A 17,953-nucleotide genomic window follows, 5' to 3' on the forward strand; every position below is an offset into this window, starting at 1 on the left:
CGGCCGGGTCGTCGAGAAGAGATGCTTGCGGTGTGGTGGAGGGCATCGTCAGTGCTGATGCGTCATCGTCCCGGGGGCCGAACCACCGCGCTTGTCTTCCGGGCCGACTGGGCGGGCCTGTGCGGCAGTTGGGGAAGGAAGAGCGCCGGGAGGAGCGCGAGGGCGGTGAACGACAGCGCCCAGGCGAAGGTGTGGCCGAATGCGGCTGCCTCCCCGGCGACGCCCGAGTGGTCGGCGAGCTGTCCTTGCAGGATGACGGCGAGGACAGCCGCGCCGAAGGATCCACCGACCTGCTGCATGATCCGCGTGGTGCTGCTGGCGTGCGGGATCTGCGCGGGAGTGAGATCGCGGAAGGCCCCGACCATGACGGCCATGTTGGCGGCGCTGAGTCCCGCACCGCGAACGACGAGTGCGGTGGCAAGGACCAACCCGTTGGCATGCGCGCCCCCGTAGGCGAAGGGCAGCGTCCCCAGCGCGGTGAGCGCTGTGCCGACCAGTACGACAGGGCGGGACCCGATGCGGTCGGTGAGGCCGCCCGCCCCGCGGGCGAGGAGGCTGCCCAGGCCCTGCGGGCCCAGTAGCAGGCCGGCGGCGACCACGCTCCGACCGCGCAACTGCTCGTAGTGGAGCGGCAGCAGCATCGCGCCGAACATCGCCAGCCCGGACAGGAACAGCAGGGCAGAGGACGCGGCGAACGACCGAGTGGCGAACACCGGCTCCATCACCGACCAGATCCCCGACACCGGCGACTTGCGCGGCGACGTCCTGGCCGTGCTGGGGCGGATGGCTCAACGCCATCGTGAGATCGCCCCGGACATCATCCACGGACTCATGGCCGACGCCCCCGACCTCGACCCCGCGACCCTCACCACCATGAGCGGCGTGATGACCACCGTCCTCGAGCGGGCCGCGGAACGTGGTGAGATCGCGTCCGCCGACCTCAGCCCTCGCGTCATCACGTCCCCCACCAACCTCCTGCGGCACGAGATGCTGCTGACCCGCCACCCCATCTCCGACGACGTGCTCATCGAGATCGTGGACGAGGTGTTCCTCCCCCTCGTCCACGCCGCTAGGGGTGGATGGTTGCCCCCGGCGGTGCCGGGTCGGGGCTGATGATGAAGTCCTCCGGCCAGACCGTGAGTTGAATGTCCTGGCCCGCGGCCTCGATCACGTCGTGCAGGTTGCCGTGCTCGCCCCGGTCCAGAAGGAAGAGGGGATCGTCGCGGTGCACCGGGTCGCTGCGCAGCCAGGCGTCGAAGCCGTTGAAGTCGGGGGCTCCCGTCGCGAGGTAGGGCACGATCCGCCGGAACAGCTTGGGCCAGATCACCAACTGCTCCAGCGTGTCGAGGTCCGGGACGTTGGCCTTGCCGTTCGGGTCGGCCTTCGAGCGGGGCCACAACCCCGTTGCCGCCGCCGCTGCCCGCGCCGCACGGGACGTCGTCGCCAGGTGGGTGCGGAGCGAGGCGGGCAGGGTCGCGTAGAACGCCGGGTAGGTCAGGCCTTCCGTGAGCAGCGTCGCGTTGGCGGACCGGTCCACCCCGGCTTCGTCCAGGAACACGTCCGACCCGTCCGGCTCGGTCGGGTCGCCCGGGTAGACGAACCCGATCATTCGGCCGTTGGCGTCGATCCCGTTGGAGAGGACATGTCCGCGGATGCTGTCCTGGTCGGCCGACTTGACCTTGTTCGGATGGTCTTCGAAGAAGGTGACGTTGGTGAACCCGAGGAACTGCAGCAGCCTCTCACGGGCCGCGTTGGCGCCGGCCAGTTCCTGGTGGGTCCCGCCGAAGTGCGTCTCCAGCGCGTCGATCGCCTCCAGGCGCACCGAGATGCCCCGGGCGCTGATGTCCGGCGGCATCCCCGACGGCCGGCGCAGGCTCTCCACGAGGGCGGGCGAGTCCGGCTTGAACTTGACCGTGTCGCCGTCAGGCTCCGGCCCCTGCCGTGGCAGGTCGGGATAGCGGATGACGAACAAGCCCCGCAACAGCGTGTAGCCCATGACATTCTCCTCACCGACGACTAGCCCGATTGTAACTTAAAGATACTGAATATAAACTCTAAGTGACAAATCGGCGGCCGGCTTGCGGCGGTCAGGGCTCGTTCAGAAGGCGGACGGCGCGCACTCGGTGCAGGTGGATGAGGATGTCGTAGGAGCGGGCCAGAGCGACGTCGTACTCCGGCTCCGGGTATGCCGTACCGATGCTGCGGGTGGGGCGGGCCGTCGTCAGCCAGTCGCGCACGACGGCGGGAGCGGTGCGCAGGTCCAGGACGTAGCGGGGGTGGCGTACCCGGTCCAGAACGTACTCGTTGCCTCCCGGCGCCGGAGGGCCGACCGTCTGGGTGAGCATCGCGGTCTCGGCGGGGTCGGTGGCCTTGAACGAACCCTGGCCGAAGGTGAACCCGACGGCCGTGTACCCGGCGCCGAGCCGATCGCGGAGGAAGGCCCCCTGGGTCTTGGGCTGATTCGGCGGGTCTTCCGGTTCGTAGGCGACGTGTCCGTTGTGGGCCGACAGCAGGACCCGGGTCCCGGTCCGCTGCTGCCACCACACGACGTTCTCCGCCATGGCCGAGTCGCGCCAGCGCATGATCGCGGCCACCTGTTCCGGATCGGCGGGGTCGAACGCGTACTGGCGGGCGGTCTGGTCGATCGTCGTCGCGTCCTGGAGCGCCCAGGCATGCGCCTCGCGCTCCTCGTGTGCCTGCGGGTCGGCCGCGGCGGGCGGCGTGAGACGCGCGAGCAGTGCCACGGCCTGCCCGGTCCGCTCGGCCATCTCCTGGCGCTCGGCGAGCGGCCGGGCGAAGTAGGCCTTCTGGTGCGCGCCGGAAGGCAGGGTGGGCGGCAGCCCGCGGTACAGCTCGGCGATGCGTTCCCGAAGCTCGGGGCGTGCTGCGGCGACGTACCCGATCACCCGTTCGTAGAGCTCAGGACCCGTGTAGCCGAAGTCGTCGCCCATGATCCGTACCGGATCGCCCGGGTGCCGGAGGTTGTGGGCCCGCATCCATTCGACCAGGTCCAGATACTCGGCGCTGTTCCAGAGCTCGTACGCGTACTGGAGGTCCTCGCTCATGATGCGGCGCGGATCTCCCTGCCCGTGCACGATGTAGGCGTCGAGGCGCCGTCCGGTGCTCCAGGGGGCCTCCAGGGCAACCGTCCGAAAGCCCCTCTTCTCCACGAGGTATCGGAAGACGCGGTGCTTCATGGTGACGAACTCGTGGGAGCCATGGGTCGCCTCGCCGACCCCGACCACCCGCGCCCGGCCCACCATGGCCCCCACAGGACCGAGGTCTTCCAGACTGCCCGTCGGCTCGGTGGAGTGCAGCGGCCGGGCCGCGCGTTGGATTGCGGCCACGATCCGCCCGTCCCCGTCCCCGCCCCCGCCCCCGTCCTTGTCCCCGTCGCGGGGTGCGGCGGTGGCCGGACCTCCGACCACCATCGCGGCAATCAGCACCAGAACATGAGGAAACGTTCGCACGCACACGTGTTGCCCAAGGCGCGGTGCGCGAAATCTACGGTTCCGGGCAATCCGCTCGCATGGACCACGACGGAGAGAGGCAGCCTGCCGAGGTGGCGTTGACCTGGCGGTAGGCGTGGGCCAGGTCGCCGGCGGTCTTCGCCACCCCGGCCTTCCAGGCCGAGCAGCGGCTTGCACATAAGGCCCGGTGCCGCGCCGTGTCGTCGCCGACGGCCTTCGCGCGCAGGCACGAGTACGCGCGCAGGCGCGGGCCCGGCCGCGGGTGCGGCCGCGGACCCGGGCCGGGCGGAGGCCGCCCGACGGCCGCCGTGGAGGTCCTCCTGCCCCGTACGCGAAGCGTCAACTACGACCGGCGCAGCGCGACGCTCAGTATTGCTCGGTCTCCACGAAACCCGCGTCCGCGTCGTTGTCCACGCCGATGGCGGCGGCGGTCGGGTCGAATCCGGGCGGGCTGTCCTTCAGGCCCAGGCCCATACCGGCCAGCTTCGCCTTGACCTCGTCGATCGACTTCGCACCGAAGTTGCGGATGTCGAGCAGATCCGCCTCGGAACGAGCCACGAGCTCGCCCACCGAGTGGACGCCCTCGCGCTTGAGGCAGTTGTACGACCGAACGGTGAGCTCCAGCTCCTCGATCGGCATCACCAGATCCGCGGCGAGGGCGGCGTCCACCGGGGACGGGCCCATGTCGATGCCCTCGGCGTCGATGTTCAGCTCACGGGCCAGCCCGAACAGCTCGACGAGCGTCTTGCCGGCGGAGGCCATGGCGTCACGCGGACGCATCGCCTGCTTGGTCTCGACGTCGACGATCAGCTTGTCGAAGTCGGTGCGCTGCTCGACACGGGTCGCCTCGACCTTGTACGTGACCTTGAGCACCGGCGAGTAGATCGAGTCGACCGGGATGCGGCCGATCTCCTGACCGACCTGCTTGTTCTGCACGGCGGAGACGTAACCGCGACCGCGCTCGACGGTCAGTTCGATCTCCAGCTTGCCCTTGCCGTTGAGCGTGGCGAGGACGAGGTCGGGGTTGTGCACCTCGACACCGGCCGGGGGCGCGATGTCGGCGGCGGTGACCAGACCCGGACCCTGCTTGCGCAGGTACATCACGACCGGCTCGTCCTGCTCGCTGCTCACGACCAGCTGCTTGATGTTGAGGATCAGGTCGGTGACGTCCTCCTTGACGCCCGGCACGGTGGTGAACTCGTGCAGCACGCCGTCGACGCGGATGGACGTGACCGCCGCACCCGGGATCGAGGAGAGCAGGGTTCGGCGGAGGGAGTTGCCGAGGGTGTAGCCGAAGCCCGGCTCCAACGGTTCGATCACGAACCGGGAGCGGAACTCGTCGACGACCTCTTCGGTCAGGGACGGACGCTGAGCGATCAGCACGTGGTGTTGCCTCCAGTGGTTTGGCGCCCGCGATGTGACGCCGTGGACACCATGAAGCGTACGGGCGATTCGGACGGTTCGGCTTCCGAAGAGGCCGAACCGCCCGGCTGCGACCCGGCAAGAAGGCTTCGGACCTCCCTCCGCCCGCAGCTCGACGGCCGTTTCCGCTCCGCCCGCGGCCAGCTCCCGGGCACGCAGAACAGCCGGGCGGGCCTGCGCGCCTGGCGGGCAGCGGGCCGCGTCACGTTCGCGTGACGTTGCACACGGCCACCTGCGCCGCCAGGAAGCCCCGGCGCCGTGCCGCTCGCGCCGGGGCCTCCTGCGAGGACCGGGGCCTCCTGCGAGGACGGCCGTCTCGGGCCGTCCGCTACCTGCGCAGGCCCAGCGCTTCCGCGCCCGCGTAGCGCGCCTGGGCGCCCAGTTCCTGCTCGATGCGCAGGAGCTGGTTGTACTTGGCGGTGCGGTCGGCGCGGGAGAGCGAGCCGGTCTTGATCTGGCCGCAGCCCCTGGCGACGGCGAGATCGGCGATGGTCGTGTCCTCGGTCTCGCTGGCACGGTGGGACATGACGGCGGTGTAGCCGGCGCGGTGGGCGGTGGCCACCGTGGCCAGCGTCTCTGTCAGGGTGCCGATCTGGTTGACCTTGACCAGGATCGAGTTGGCGATGCCGTCCCGGATGCCGGCGCGCAGCAGCGTCTCGTTGGTGCAGAAGACGTCGTCGCCGGTGAGCTGGCAGCGCTCGCCGAGCCGGGCGGTGAGCAGACGCCAGCCCTCGTGGTCGTCCTCGGCCATCGGGTCCTCGACGGAGGCGACGGGGTAGCGGTCGACGAGCGAGGGAGATGGTCGGCGTGTTCGGCGGGGGCACGGCGGACCCCTTCGCCCGTGTAGTCGTAGACGCCGTCGTGGAAGAACTCCGAGGCGGCCGGGTCCATGACGAGGGTGATGTCGGGTGCCGGGCTTGTAGCCGCTCTGCTCGATGGCGCGTACGACGAAGTCGAGGGCCTCGTCGGCGGTGCGCAGATCGGGGGCGAACCCGCCCTCGTCGCCGACGTTGACGCTGTGTCCGGCGGCGATCAGGTTGCCGCGCAGGGTGTGGAAGACCTCCGAGCCCATCCGGACGGCCTCGGCGAAGGTGGCCGCGCCGATCGGGGCGATCATGAACTCCTGGAAGTCGAGCGGATTGTCGGCGTGCGCGCCGCCGTTGACGATGTTCATCATCGGCACCGGCAGCAGCCGGGCGTCGACGCCGCCGACATAGCGGTACAGCGGCAGCCGGTGGGCAGCGGCGGCGGCCTTGGCGGTGGCCAGGGAGACGCCGAGCAGGGCGTTGGCGCCGAGGCGCGCTTTGGTGTCCGTACCGTCCAGCTCGATCATGGTGCGGTCCACGGTCGCCTGGTCCTCGGCGTCGAGTCCGGTCACCGCGTCCGCGATGCTCTCGTTCACGGCGTCCACGGCCCTGCGCACGCCCTTGCCGTGGAAGCGGGCCGGGTCGCCGTCGCGCAGTTCGACCGCCTCCCGGGCACCGGTGGAGGCGCCCGACGGCACGGCGGCGCGGCCGAGCGAGCCGTCTCTGAGTTCCACGTCCACCTCGACGGTCGGATTGCCCCGGCTGTCGATGATCTCCCGTGCGACGACCCGGCTGATGGCGGTCACGGTGCAGCAGAACGTTCCACCAGTCTCCCAGCACTCTGGCGGCCTGGGCGAGTCCTGCGGGAAGCCGCCCGCGGCCACGTCCGCTTCGACGCGCTGGCCGCCGAGATCGGGCTGTCCCGCAAGGTGCTCACCGAGCGCCTCGGCCGGCTCGTCGCCCAGGGAGTCCTGCACCGCAGCCTCTACCAGCGGCGCCCGGTGCGCTACGAATACCTGCTCACGGACTCCGGGACGGCGCTGCTGCCCCTGCTCGTCGCCATGCAGGACTGGGGCGACCGCTGGCTGGGCGACGGCAGCGTGACGGCGACCGCGGCCGAGGACGGTGCCGAGCACGCCCGGCTGCACGCCCTGGCCGGCACCCGTCTGCCCGACGGCCTCGAACTGCCCGGCACGCAGGGCGCCGACCTGCCCCTGGTCGCACCGGACGCGGTCGCGACCGTGCTGTTCACGTACCCGGGCACGGGCGTCGAGTGGGGCGAGCCGCCGATCCCCGGCGTCGCAGGCTGCACGCTGGAGAACCGGCTCTTCCGTGACGCCTGGCCCGACTTCCGGGGCGCGGGTGTGGCGGTGCGCGGTGTCAGCACGCAACTCGTCGACGAGCAGAGGGAGTTCGCTGGAGCCGAGGGCGTCCCGTACCCGCTCCTCTCCGACGCCGCCCACCAGTTGGCGGCAGCCCTGCGGCTGCCGATGTTCCGCGGCGCGGGACGGCTGCGGCACAAGCGTCTGATCCTGGTCGTCGACGCCGAACGGACCGTCCGCCACACGCTGTTCCCGATCAGCGACATCCCGCACGCCGTCACCGAGAGCCTCCGCCTGGCCGTGGACTGCGCCCGGCATGATTGATCCATGGGGACTGTGACGGCGCTGTACCGGTATCCGGTGAAGTCGATGCTGGGTGAGGCCCTGATCGCCGTAGCGGTCACGGAAGGCGGGCTCTCCGGGGACCGGGTGTACGCCGTGCTCGATGAGGCGGGCACGGTGGGCAGCGCCAAACACCCCCGGAAGTGGGGGGAGTTGCTTCGCTGCCGGAGTCGCCTGGACGACTCCGGCAGGGTCCGGGTCGTGCTGCCGGACGGCACTGCCCGGTCCGTTCAAGGCGCCGACCTGGACGTGGAGTTGTCCAAGCTGTTGGGCCGTCAGGTCTTCGTCTCGGCCACCGTGCCGGAGCACACCGGACTGGAGCGCGCCGTGCCCGAGTACGAGGGCGGTGTCCCGCAGGCGGTACGGGAGTCGGCGACCGTCGATGCCACTGGGGAGAGCATCACGACGGGCAGTGTCTCCCCGGGGACGTTCTTCGACTTCGGCCAGGTTCATCTCGTCACCACGTCCGCTCTGGCCCGCGTGCGAACGGTGTACCCCGCCGGGGACTTCGACGCGCGGCGCTTCCGGCCGAACCTGGTCGTGGACACTCATGGAGGGCCGGGTTTCCCGGAGGACGCCTGGCCGGGGTCACGGCTGCGGGTGGGGGAGGCGCTGTTCCGCGTCGTGGTGCCCACACCCCGCTGCGTGATACCGACCCTCGGCCACGACGAACTGCCGCCGGACCCCGGCATCATGCGCGCGGTTGCCCGTGCCCACCGCGTTCCGGTGTTCGACCTGGGCCGGCTGTCGTGCGTCGGCGTGTACCTGGACGTGCTGGAACCGGGGGCCGTCCGCGTGGGCGACTCGATCTCGTTGCAGCAGACTCCCTGACCGGCATCCTGACCGGCTTCTTGACCGGCTGCTGTCCGGCACGGCGTCATACCGGTCAGCTCGCGCGGCAGAACGGGGTCTTGCCCATGGCGGACTCGATGCCGCCGAGGATCAGGCTCTGGAACTGTTCCGCGCCGGGGAACGAGCCGTCCGTGGAGAAGGCCTTGGCGTCGTGGCCGAGGGTGGTGAGCCAGGCGCGTCCGCCGTCGTAGTACTGGCACCAGGCGACCGGGTGGTGTCTGCCGTGGCCGGGGTGGCCCTGGTTGCCCGTGACGCCCTCCGCGAGCGTGGATTCGTCGACGGTGGCCAGGACGCGGACCTTCGAGGGGGCCGGGACGAGGTTGTACCACTCGTCGGTGAAGCTCCAGCGGGCCGGGAGACCCGCGGTGGAGGAGTCGTGGCGGTCCTGGACGACGACGGTGCCGCGTTGGTCGGGCCCGTGGTCGTAGAAGTTCGCGCCGCCCAACAGGCCCTCGTACCAGGGCCAGTTGTACTCCGTGCCGAAGGCGTTGTGGATCCCGACGAGGCCGCCGCCACCGCGGATGTACTGGCGCAGCGAGGTCTGAGCGGCGTCGTCGAGCGTGTCGCGGCTGGTGGAGTAGAAGACGACCGCGTTGTACCGGAAGAGCCGTGCGGGTGTGGAGAGTTGGGTGACGTCTTCGGTCCAGTCGACGGTGAAGCCGTTCTCCTCGCCCATCCCGACGACGGCTTTCTGCACGACGTTGGCGTCGGCGAGCGCAGGGTTGAGCCCGGTGCCGAGTGCGGGGCCGAGGTTGGCGTGGCGGGGGCCCGCGGTCCGGGTGTAGAGGAGTACTCGGTAGCCGTCGGCGGCCGGGGTGAAGTTGCCCCAGTCGTGGTAGCACTTGGCGCTGATGCCTCGGCAGACTCCGTAGTCGGGGTCGCCGAGTTCGCTGGCTCCGGCTCCGGCTCCGGCTCCGGTGGGGTGGCCCGCTTCGTGCGCTGCCGTCTGCCGCTGGAGGCCGAGGAAGGCGGCCAGGGCGATGAGCAGCGTGGCGCCGACCGCGGCCAGTACGGACACCGTCGTACGAGCTGTACGTGCGCTGGACGCCATGGCGGCCGGTCCTCTCACTGGACGACGATCTTGCCGGTGGACTGGGGGAAGACCGGGTCGTTGTAGAAGTACTCGCCGGGCTTGTCGAAGGTGTGCGTGTGCGACTGGCCCGGCATCAGCAGCCCGGTGTCGAACTCCGCGTCGAAGAAGGCGACCGCGCCGTGCGCCTGCTGGTTGCCGGCGGGGTTGGTGAAGGTGACCGCGGTGCCGGCCGGGACCGTCAGGTGCTGGGGCGCCATGGCGTTCTGGGCGACCGTGTTCTCGGTGGTGCCGGGCGCGCCGGCGCCGGTGTTCCAGACGCGGCCGAGCGTGACGGTGTTGCGCGCTGTCGCACCGGTCACCGCGGCGGTGCGGATCTGGTTGCGGCGGGACGGCGGGGTGGGCGCGGGTGCCTGCCCGACCTTGCCGCCGAGTTTGAACGCCCAGAGGTGGTCGCCGCGCGGGATGTCGGGGAAGGGGAGCCCGTTGCCGCCGGCGAGCACGGCGATGTACTGCTCGCCGTCGATCTCGTACGAGACGGGGATGGTGTTGACTCCGGCGCCGCACTGCCAGGTCCACAGGGTCGTGCCGTCGGTGTCGTCCATCGCTTCGAGGACGCCGTCCGGGCGGCCCTGGAGCAGGACGCGGCCCGCGGTGGTGAGGATGCCGTTGCCGTGGGCCAGCGACCAGGGGCCCTCCTTGCGCCAGGCGACCGTGTTGGTGCGGGGGTCCATCGCGACCAGCCCGCCGCCGAACAGCTCGCCCAGCGGCCGGGCCGTGTTGACGCGGCCACCGCGCGTGTTGGAGTAGGAGGAGTTGACGAGCCCGTAGCCGACGTAGACGTAGCCGGTCCTGGGGCTGAAGGAGGGAAAGCCCCAGTCGGCTCCGCCGCCCGCTCCGGGGAAGATGATGGTCGCCCGGTCCCAGAAGACGTCGTACAGGCCGCCGGCCGGGTAGAAGGGCACGGGCCGGGTCGTCTTGTCGAGCTCCGGATACGGGGAGACGAAGGGCTCGCCGCCGGGGAAGGGCTGGGTGGGCGAGGTCTTCTGCAGGGCGTGCTGGGGGACCGGGCGCTCCTCCATACCGTGGATCGCCTCGCCGGTGCGCCGGTCGAGGACGTAGTACCAGCAGGTCTTCGAGCCGTAGACGACGACCTTGCGCTTCCGGCCGTCGACGATCAGGTCGGCGAGCACCGGGGCCATGACGTTGTCGGCGTCCCAGATGTCGTGGTGGACCGACTGGAAGTGCCAGCGCCGCTTGCCGGTCTTGGCGTCGATGGCCACGATCGAGTTGGCGAAGAGGTTGTCGCCGCCGCGCGAGGAGCCGTCCGTGCGGGGATACGGATTGCCGAACGTCCAGTAGACCAGGCCGAGTTCGGGGTCGACGGCGGGGTGGATCCAGGGGACCGCGCCGCCGGTCTTCCAGGAGTCGCCCTCCCAGGTGTCGTGCCCGAACTCCCCGGGTCCCGGCGGGCCCCAGAAGGTCCACACGACGTCGCCGGTGCTGGCGTCGAGCGCGTATCCACGGCCGCGTGCGCCCGCGGTCGAGCCCTCGGTGCCGATGTAGACCAGGCCGTCCCAGTGCACGACCGCGCCCGCCAGCCCGCCGCTGTTGCCGCCGCACTGGCCGCTGTCGTTGTCGCAGCCGTCGTCGCCGCCGTTGTCGTCGACGATCAGCGGCTTCTGCCAGACGACCGCCCCGGTCTTCTGGTCGAGGGCGTAGACGACGTTGGCGCCGGAGATGCTGAAGACCTTGCCCTCCGCGACGGCGACGCCGCGCATGTTGGTGGTCTCGGTGCCGAGGCCGGCCCGCCAGATCACCTCGCCGGTCCTGCCGTTGATCGCGAAGACGTTCTGCTGGGTGGTCTCCACGTACAGCACGCCGTCCTGCACGACGATCGTGCACTGCTGGTACGCGCTGGTGGAGCCGCCCTCCAGGTTGGTGTGCCAGGCGCCGCCGAGCCGCTTGATGTTCTGCGGGGTGATGGCGCGGAGCGTGGAGTGGTTCTGGTTGGCGTAATTGCCGCCGACCTTGGGCCAGTCGACGCCGGTGGCGCCGAGGGCGGCGGACTGCGGGGGCACGGGGAGCGCGAGTCCCGAGGACCCGTTCGGGGTGCCGTTCGCGGCTGCTTCGGCGGGGTTCGCCAGGGTGGAGACGGTGGCCGCGCTGCCCGCCGCGGCCGTCCGGAGGAAGGTGCGTCTTTCCATCGTTCAGTTCCCTCGATTCGATCAAGGTCCGCTGGATGGTTCGCGTGATCCGCAGAATGGGTTCGCGTGATGAGAGGTCACGTTAGGGACGGCTGTGTGCCCGTGACAAGACGCCCGACGGCGGATTTTCCGGCGAAGAGGCTCAACGACGCGCTAGGGGTGCGCTGTTGGTGCCGCCAGGTGGACCGGCACCATGGACGGCGGCATGGGACTCTTGTTGCGGCGGCCCTGTCCGGTCTCTTCCCAGGCGTGCGCCAGGATGCCGACACTGCGGCTGAGGACGAAGAGGCCGCGGGCCAGCGGCGCGGCGAAGCCGAGTTCGGCGTAGATGACGGCGGTGGCGCCGTCGATGTTCATGGGCACGGGCTTCCTGCCCTCGCGCCCCCGGTTGAGCCGCGCCTCCACCGCGCGGGCCGCCCTCAGGTGAGCGCCCGCCACCAGGCCGTCCGCCACGGCCCGGTCCACCAGGGCCAGCAGGGGGTCGCGGCGCGGATCACGGGGGTGGAAGCGGTGGCCGAAGCCGGGCAGATAGCGCGAGCGGGCCCGCCACTCGCCGACGACCTCCGTCACGGAGAGGTCGAACTCCCGCCCCTGTCCGTGCCGTTCGGTGATCGCGCTCAGCAGCTCCACGCACTGCTGACCTGCCCCGCCATGGACGTCGCCGAGCATGTTCACCCCGGTGGCCACGGCGCTGTTGAGCCCCACCCCGCAGGTGGCGGCCATCCGGGCGGCGGCGATCGAGGGCGCCTGCGGTCCGTGGTCGACGCCTGCCACCAGCGCTGCTTCCAGCAGCGCGGCCTGCGCGGGACGGGGAAGTTCGCCCCGCAGCATCAACCAGATCGTCTCCACGAAGCTCGCGTGGCCGATCAAGTCCTGTACGGGGTGTTCGCGCAGTTCGATGACGCCCGGTTCGACCCGGCTGACGGCGGTGGCCCACCACTGTGCGACCAGGCCGTCCTGTGGCCCGGCCGTCATGACGCGTGGGCCTCGGTGGCGGCGGGGTGCGCCCGCCAGCGGGCGATCAGCCGCTCCCGTTCCTCGGCGTGCTGGTCGAGCAGCGGGGGAGGGACGTCCGGGGTGAGGGGTTCGCCGTCCACCAGCACGCCGTTGCCGCTGACCCGCAGTGTGCGGCCGGAGTCGTCCGGATAGGGCAGATCGGTGAAGAAGCCGCGATGCGCGAGCTGTTCCAGCCGCACCGCCTCGGGGACCGTCAGGACGCGGGCCGCCGGCACTCCGGCCGCGGACAACGTCGTCTCCCACTCCAGGGCGGTCCGCCGGCGCAGCGCCGCGTTCAGCTCGGTGTTGAGCTCCGCGCGGTGCCGTTTGCGCGCCTCGCGCTCGGCGAACCGGGGATCGTCGATCAGCTGGGGGAGTCCGGCGAGACGGCAGAGCGTGACGAACTGCTCCTGCCGGTTGGCCGCGATGTTCAGCCCCCCGTCGGAGGTCTCGAAGGTCCCGGACGGGGCCGCGGTGGCGTTCTGGTCGCCCATCGGCTCCGGATCGACCCCGCTGACCAGGTAGTTGGAGACCGCCCAGCCCATCGCGGAGAGCGAGACCTCCAGCATGGAGACGTCCAGCCGCGCCCCTCGCCCGGTCCGCTCCCGGCCCAGCAGCGCCGCGCTGATCGCGAGGGCCGCGCCGAGACCGCCGAGCGAGTCGCACACCGGGAAGCCCACCCTCAGCGGCGCCGTGTCCGTGGTGCCGGTGATGCTCATCATGCCCGACAGGCCCTGGATGATCTGGTCGTAGGCGGGCGCGGCGCTCATCGGTCCCGACTGCCCGAAGCCGGTGATCGCACAGCTGACCAGGCGCGGGTTGAGTTCCCCCAGCCGGTCGGCGCCGTACCCCATCCGGGCCAGTACCCCGGCCCGGAAGTTCTCCAGCAGCACATCCGCGCCGCGCACCAGTTCCTCGAAATCGGCCCGGTCGCCGGGGTCCTTGAGATCGAGGACGAGGGATTTCTTGCCGGCGTTCTGGGCGAGGAACGAGGCGCCGATACCGGCCCGGTTCAGCTCCGGATCAGGGCCGAGACCACGGGCGAGATCGCCCCGGCCGGGCTGTTCGACCTTGACGACCTCGGCGCCGAGGAGCATGAGGTGATAACTGCAGTACGGTCCTGCCAGCACATTGGTGAGATCGAGTACGCGGATTCCTGAGAGCGGTCGTTCGGGCATGCACCGGCTCCTTCTGCGGTTCCTGCGGTTGCTCGGGGGTCTGTGACTGCTCCGGGTTCTGTGGCTGCTCCCGGTTCCGCGGTCGCTGCCGTGGGCTCATTTCGACGGGCTGAGCGGGTGGTCGAAGCCCTGCTCGGACATCTGCCGGGCGACTTCGGCGAGGGCGCTGGCGAACCGCTCGATGACGGACTCGGGGAAACGGTGGCTCGGCCCGCTCAGCGAGAGTGAGGCGACGACCGCCCCACTGCGGCCCACGACGGGCACGGCGACGGCCGTCAGCCCCTCGTCGCGCTCGCCCCGGCTGACCGCGACGCCGCGCTCCGCCGCCAGATCCGCCCACACCCGCAGCTGCCTGGCGTGCCCCTCGCCGTGCGGGGAACCCGCCGCGATCCGGCGCAGCAGGCTGTCGGGAGCCGTACGCAGCAGGATCTTGGACGAGGCGCCCGCCCACAGCGGGAGTTCGTCGCCGACCCGTACGACATGGCGTAGCGGCTGCGGGCTCTCCTGCTGGGCCACACAGACACGGGACAGACCGCGCAGCATGAACAGGTTGACCGTCTCCTGCTGCTCCTCGGCCAGCTCGCGCATCAACTTGCGGGTTTCCCGGGGCAGTTCCCAGCTGGTCTGCGCGAGATGCGCCCAGCGCCACAGACCGGGACCCGCGGTGTAGCCGGCCGGGGTGTCCCAGAGCAGACCGCACTGCTCCAGCGTCTGCACCAGCCGGACCACCGTGGTCTTGGCCAGGCCGGTGGCGTCGACGATCTCCCGCAGCGTGGCGGTCGGCTGATCCTCCGTCAGCAGTCCCAGGATGTCCAGAGCCCTGCGCACACTGCGCACCCCGGTCGCCTCGGCCGCCCGCTCATGGTCGCTGTCGCTCACGCGCCTTCTCCCTCCGCTTCGAAACTTCCTCGAACTGCCCTCTTGCCACCGCGAGTTGGCGCCCGTACGTTACACGCCGACCCACAGAGCAGTCCACCAGTACCACTCAGCGGTTTCCTGGGAGATCTCATGCTCGAATCCCTTCTCAAGGCCGGCGCGGACACGACGGTGGCCGAAGCGCCTCCGTACGTGGCAGGCCAGTGGGGTGGCAACGGTCCCGCCGCAACCCGAACAGGCCCGTACCTGCGCCGAGTCGTCAGTCGGACGACCACGGCGACCGGCGAGGAGATCTCCCGCGCCCTCGCCTACGCCCGCTCCGCGGCCCGCACCCCGGCCGGGCTCGCACCGGCTCTGCGCGCAGACATCCTGGACCGAGCATCCCGCGCCGCCTGCGCCCACCGCGAGGGCCTGGCCCGCCTCCTCGCCCTGGAACTGGGCAAACCGGTCAAGGACGGACTCGGCGAGATCGACCGGGTCGCGGAGACCTTTGCCGTGTGCGCGGCGGAGGCCCGCCACATCGGCGGCGAGACCCTCCCCGTCGCGGGCTGGCAGCGCGGCGTCGGCAACACCGCCTTCACCTACCGCGCACCGGCCGGAGTGGCCCTCGCCATCACCCCCTTCAACGCCCCCGCGAACCTCCTCGCGCACAAACTCGGAGCCTCCTTCGCCGCAGGCAACACCACCCTCGTCAAGGCTCCGCCGCAGGCCCCGGCCGCCACCGCCGCCGTCGTCGCGCTGCTCCTGGAATCGGGCATGCCCCCGCAGGCCGTGCAACTGCTGCACGGCGGCGGCGAGGTGGGCGCGCTGCTGTGCGCGGCCGACGAGGTGGCCGTCATCAGCTTCACCGGCAGCGCGGCGACCGGCCGGGCCGTCGCCCGCGCGGCCGGGGCCAAACGCCTGGTCCTCGAACTCGGCGGGAACGCGGCCACGGTCGTCTGCGAGGACGCCGACATCGCACAGGCCGCGAAGGAGTGCGCCCGCACCGGCTACAGCAACTCCGGCCAGAGCTGCATCTCCGTCCAACGCGTCTACGTCCACCGCTCCCGCTACGACGCCTTCCTCGACGCCTTCACCGCCGCCGTCGACACCCTCAAGGTCGGCGACCCGTTCGACCCGGACACCGACGTCGGCGCGATGGTCGACGAGGAGGCCGCCGAACGCGTGGTGCGCTGGTCGGCCGAGGCCGCAGGCTCCGGCGCCCGGGTGCTGCGCGGCGGCACCCGGGACGGCGCCACCGCCGCGCCCACCGTCGTGGCGGACCCGCCGCCGGACTCCTCCGTCGTGCTGCACGAGGTCTTCGGCGCGCTGGTCGCGGTGCTCCCCTACGACGACTTCGGCGCGGTCATCGACGCCTGCAACACCAGCCGCTACGGCTTGCAGGCGGGACTGTTCACCCGCGACCTGGGCCGCATCATCACCGCCTGGCGCGAGCTGGAGACCGGCGCGCTGATCGTCGGCGGCAGCTCCAACTACCGCCTCGACCATGTCCCCTTCGGCGGGGTCAAGGACTCCGGCTTCGGACGCGAGACACCCCGCTCGATGATCGACGACTACACGGTCGTCAAAACCCTCATGCTCCGCGGCCAGTCCGTGTGGGGCACCACGACCTCCATCGACACGACCTCCATCGACACGACCTCCACCGACACGACCTCTTTCGACGGGGAGACCGACGCATGACCGTGACCGCCGCCGAAGCCCTGGCCGCCCAACTGGAGTCGTACGGAGTCGAGTACGTCTTCGGCACCTGCGGCCACACCAACATCGCCCTGCTGGACGCCCTCGGCCCCAGCCCGATCGAATTCGTCATCGCCCGCCACGAGCAGGCCGCCGCGCACGCCGCCGACGGCTACGCCCGCGCCTCCGGAAAGCCCGGCGTCCTGCTCACCCACGTCGGCCCCGGCATGATGAACGCCGTCACCGGAGTCGCCACCGCCGCCCTCGACTCGATCCCGCTGATCGTCATCTCCGGCGACATCCCCTCCTACTACGCCGGCCGCCACCCGCACCAGGAGGTCAACCTCCACGCGGACGCCGACCAGACCTCCATCTACCGGCCCTTCACCAAGCGCGCCTGGAACGTCCAACGCGTCCAGGACCTGGCCCGCACCACGGAACGGGCGTTCTGGACCGCGACCTCCGGCCGGCCGGGAGCCGTGCTGGTCAACGTACCGATGGACCTGTTCAGCCGACAGGTCGAGGAGTACACCGACGCGTACCCGCTGCCCGGTGGCGGCGCACTCCCCGGACTCGACCGGGCCACCGCCGAGCGCATCGCCCAGACCCTGCTGAACGCCGAACGCCCGCTGATCTACTTCGGCGGCGGACTGCGCGAACAGGGCGCCCGGCAGGCCCTGTCGGCGCTCGCCGAGCACCTCGACATCCCGCTCGCGCACTCCCTGATGGGCAAGGGCGTCCTGCCCGACCGCCACCCCCTGCTGCTCGGCATGCCCGGCTTCTGGGGCCTGGAGACCACCCACGCGTACACCAAGGGCGCCGATGTGGTCCTCGCGCTGGCCACCCGGTTCGCGGAGACCGACGCCAGCTCATGGAACCCGGCGTACACCTGGACCTTCGGCGACAAGGACAGCCCGCCCAGCAAGCTCATCCAGATCGACATCGACCCCGCCGAGATCGGCCGCAACTATCCCGTCGACATCGGCGCCGTCGCGGACGTCGGAGACGCGGTACGGGCCATCGACGAGGCCGTACGGACCGCCAGGCCACAGCCGCGGGTCCGGGACGGCCTGCGCGAAACCATCGCCACCGCCCGCCGCGCAGTCTTCGACACCGCCCTGGAGGACGGCCGCAGCGACAACTTCCCGCTCCGCCCCCAGCGCATCCTCGCCGACCTCCGCGAGGCGCTCCCCGACGACGCGGTGCTCGTCACCGACGTCGGCTGGAACAAGAACGGCGTCGCCCAGTGCTACGAACTCCCCGAAGGCGGACGGTTCATCACCCCCGGCGGAGCCTCGACCATGGGCTTCGGCCCGGCCGCCGCGGTGGGCGTGCAACTGGCACAGCCGGACCGCGTGGTGGTCGCGCTGATCGGCGACGGCGGAATGGGCGCCCAGTTGCCCGCGGTGCCGATGGCCGTCGAACAGGGCCTGCCCGTCGTCTTCGTGGTGATGAACAACCGGGCCCACGGCACCATCGCCGACCTCCAGGCCTCGTCGTTCGGCCGGTCCTACGGCTGCGAGTTCACAGACGCCGAAGGACAGCCGTACAGCCCGGACTTCGCTGCTTTCGGCCGCTCCTGCGGCGCCGACGGACACACCGTCACCGCCCCCGCCGATCTCTCCAAGGCCCTCGCCGACGCGATCGCCCGGCGCAGGCCCGCCGTCATCGACGTACCGATGGTCAACGAACCCGTGCCGACGCCGGGCCACTGGAACATCAAGGACATCTACCGCGGGTCCTTCGCCGAATGACCGCCCCACGCCTTCCCG

The 17,953-nt window shown here is 71.1% G+C and carries 15 protein-coding genes; 5 read left to right on the plus strand and 10 right to left on the minus strand.

Annotated features, from left to right (window positions below):
• Positions 1-62 precede the first annotated feature (62 nt).
• The gene (locus ACWCPF_RS24210; protein ID WP_451047154.1) at positions 63-713 is read right to left on the minus strand and encodes a hypothetical protein; all 651 of its coding nucleotides are present in this window, start codon (positions 711-713) and stop codon (positions 63-65) included.
• Here ACWCPF_RS24210 and ACWCPF_RS24215 point away from each other — a divergent pair.
• Positions 703-1,113, plus strand: a complete 411-nt coding sequence (locus ACWCPF_RS24215) for a TetR-like C-terminal domain-containing protein (RefSeq protein WP_451047155.1) — start codon at positions 703-705, stop codon at positions 1,111-1,113. The two genes, ACWCPF_RS24210 and ACWCPF_RS24215, sit on opposite strands and share 11 nt — an antisense overlap.
• Here ACWCPF_RS24215 and ACWCPF_RS24220 read toward each other — a convergent pair.
• The 4 genes from ACWCPF_RS24220 to eno form a co-directional block, all read right to left on the minus strand.
• Positions 1,070-1,996: a hypothetical protein gene (locus tag ACWCPF_RS24220; RefSeq protein WP_451047156.1), complete on the minus strand. Its 927-nt coding sequence runs from the start codon at positions 1,994-1,996 to the stop codon at positions 1,070-1,072. The two genes, ACWCPF_RS24215 and ACWCPF_RS24220, sit on opposite strands and share 44 nt — an antisense overlap.
• Before the next feature lie 91 nt (positions 1,997-2,087).
• A complete protein-coding gene (locus ACWCPF_RS24225) occupies positions 2,088-3,446 on the minus strand; it encodes an erythromycin esterase family protein (RefSeq protein ID WP_451047157.1) in 1,359 nt (452 codons plus the stop codon).
• A 390-nt stretch (positions 3,447-3,836) separates the two neighbouring features.
• Positions 3,837-4,853, minus strand: coding sequence for a DNA-directed RNA polymerase subunit alpha (locus ACWCPF_RS24230; protein WP_451047158.1), 1,017 nt, complete (start codon positions 4,851-4,853; stop codon positions 3,837-3,839).
• 367 nt (positions 4,854-5,220) lie between these two features.
• Positions 5,221-6,438 (minus strand): phosphopyruvate hydratase, encoded by a 1,218-nt coding sequence (gene eno, locus ACWCPF_RS24235; protein WP_451047159.1) that lies wholly within the window; start codon positions 6,436-6,438, stop codon positions 5,221-5,223.
• Positions 6,439-6,450: 12 nt separating this feature from the next.
• Here eno and ACWCPF_RS24240 point away from each other — a divergent pair, with 12 nt between their 5' ends.
• Together ACWCPF_RS24240 and ACWCPF_RS24245 are read left to right on the plus strand one after the other, a co-directional pair.
• On the plus strand, positions 6,451-7,344 hold the full coding sequence (locus ACWCPF_RS24240) for a winged helix-turn-helix transcriptional regulator (RefSeq protein ID WP_451047257.1): 894 nt from the start codon (positions 6,451-6,453) through the stop codon (positions 7,342-7,344).
• A gap of 3 nt (positions 7,345-7,347) precedes the next feature.
• Positions 7,348-8,193, plus strand: coding sequence for an MOSC domain-containing protein (locus tag ACWCPF_RS24245; RefSeq protein ID WP_451047160.1), 846 nt, complete (start codon positions 7,348-7,350; stop codon positions 8,191-8,193).
• Between the two features lie 55 nt (positions 8,194-8,248).
• On the opposite strand, the gene ACWCPF_RS24250 is transcribed toward ACWCPF_RS24245, so the two are convergent.
• From ACWCPF_RS24250 to ACWCPF_RS24270, 5 genes are all read right to left on the minus strand, one after another.
• Positions 8,249-9,265 (minus strand): ThuA domain-containing protein, encoded by a 1,017-nt coding sequence (locus tag ACWCPF_RS24250; RefSeq protein WP_451047161.1) that lies wholly within the window; start codon positions 9,263-9,265, stop codon positions 8,249-8,251.
• Positions 9,266-9,279: 14 nt separating this feature from the next.
• The gene (locus tag ACWCPF_RS24255) at positions 9,280-11,451 is read right to left on the minus strand and encodes an outer membrane protein assembly factor BamB family protein (RefSeq protein WP_451047162.1); all 2,172 of its coding nucleotides are present in this window, start codon (positions 11,449-11,451) and stop codon (positions 9,280-9,282) included.
• Between the two features lie 153 nt (positions 11,452-11,604).
• Positions 11,605-12,426: a citryl-CoA lyase gene (locus ACWCPF_RS24260; RefSeq protein ID WP_451047163.1), complete on the minus strand. Its 822-nt coding sequence runs from the start codon at positions 12,424-12,426 to the stop codon at positions 11,605-11,607.
• Positions 12,423-13,625, minus strand: coding sequence for a CaiB/BaiF CoA transferase family protein (locus ACWCPF_RS24265; protein ID WP_451047164.1), 1,203 nt, complete (start codon positions 13,623-13,625; stop codon positions 12,423-12,425). Before ACWCPF_RS24265 ends, ACWCPF_RS24260 begins: the two co-directional genes overlap by 4 nt.
• Positions 13,626-13,721: 96 nt before the next feature.
• Positions 13,722-14,504, minus strand: a complete 783-nt coding sequence (locus ACWCPF_RS24270; protein ID WP_451047165.1) for an IclR family transcriptional regulator — start codon at positions 14,502-14,504, stop codon at positions 13,722-13,724.
• Positions 14,505-14,633: 129 nt separating this feature from the next.
• Here ACWCPF_RS24270 and ACWCPF_RS24275 point away from each other — a divergent pair, with 129 nt between their 5' ends.
• Both ACWCPF_RS24275 and ACWCPF_RS24280 read left to right on the plus strand, forming a co-directional pair.
• The gene (locus ACWCPF_RS24275; protein ID WP_451047166.1) at positions 14,634-16,184 is read left to right on the plus strand and encodes an aldehyde dehydrogenase family protein; all 1,551 of its coding nucleotides are present in this window, start codon (positions 14,634-14,636) and stop codon (positions 16,182-16,184) included.
• A complete protein-coding gene (locus ACWCPF_RS24280) occupies positions 16,181-17,935 on the plus strand; it encodes a thiamine pyrophosphate-binding protein (RefSeq protein ID WP_451047167.1) in 1,755 nt (584 codons plus the stop codon). Before ACWCPF_RS24275 ends, ACWCPF_RS24280 begins: the two co-directional genes overlap by 4 nt.
• Positions 17,936-17,953: the final 18 nt, after the last annotated feature.

This window comes from Streptomyces sp. NPDC001858, assembly GCF_053594615.1.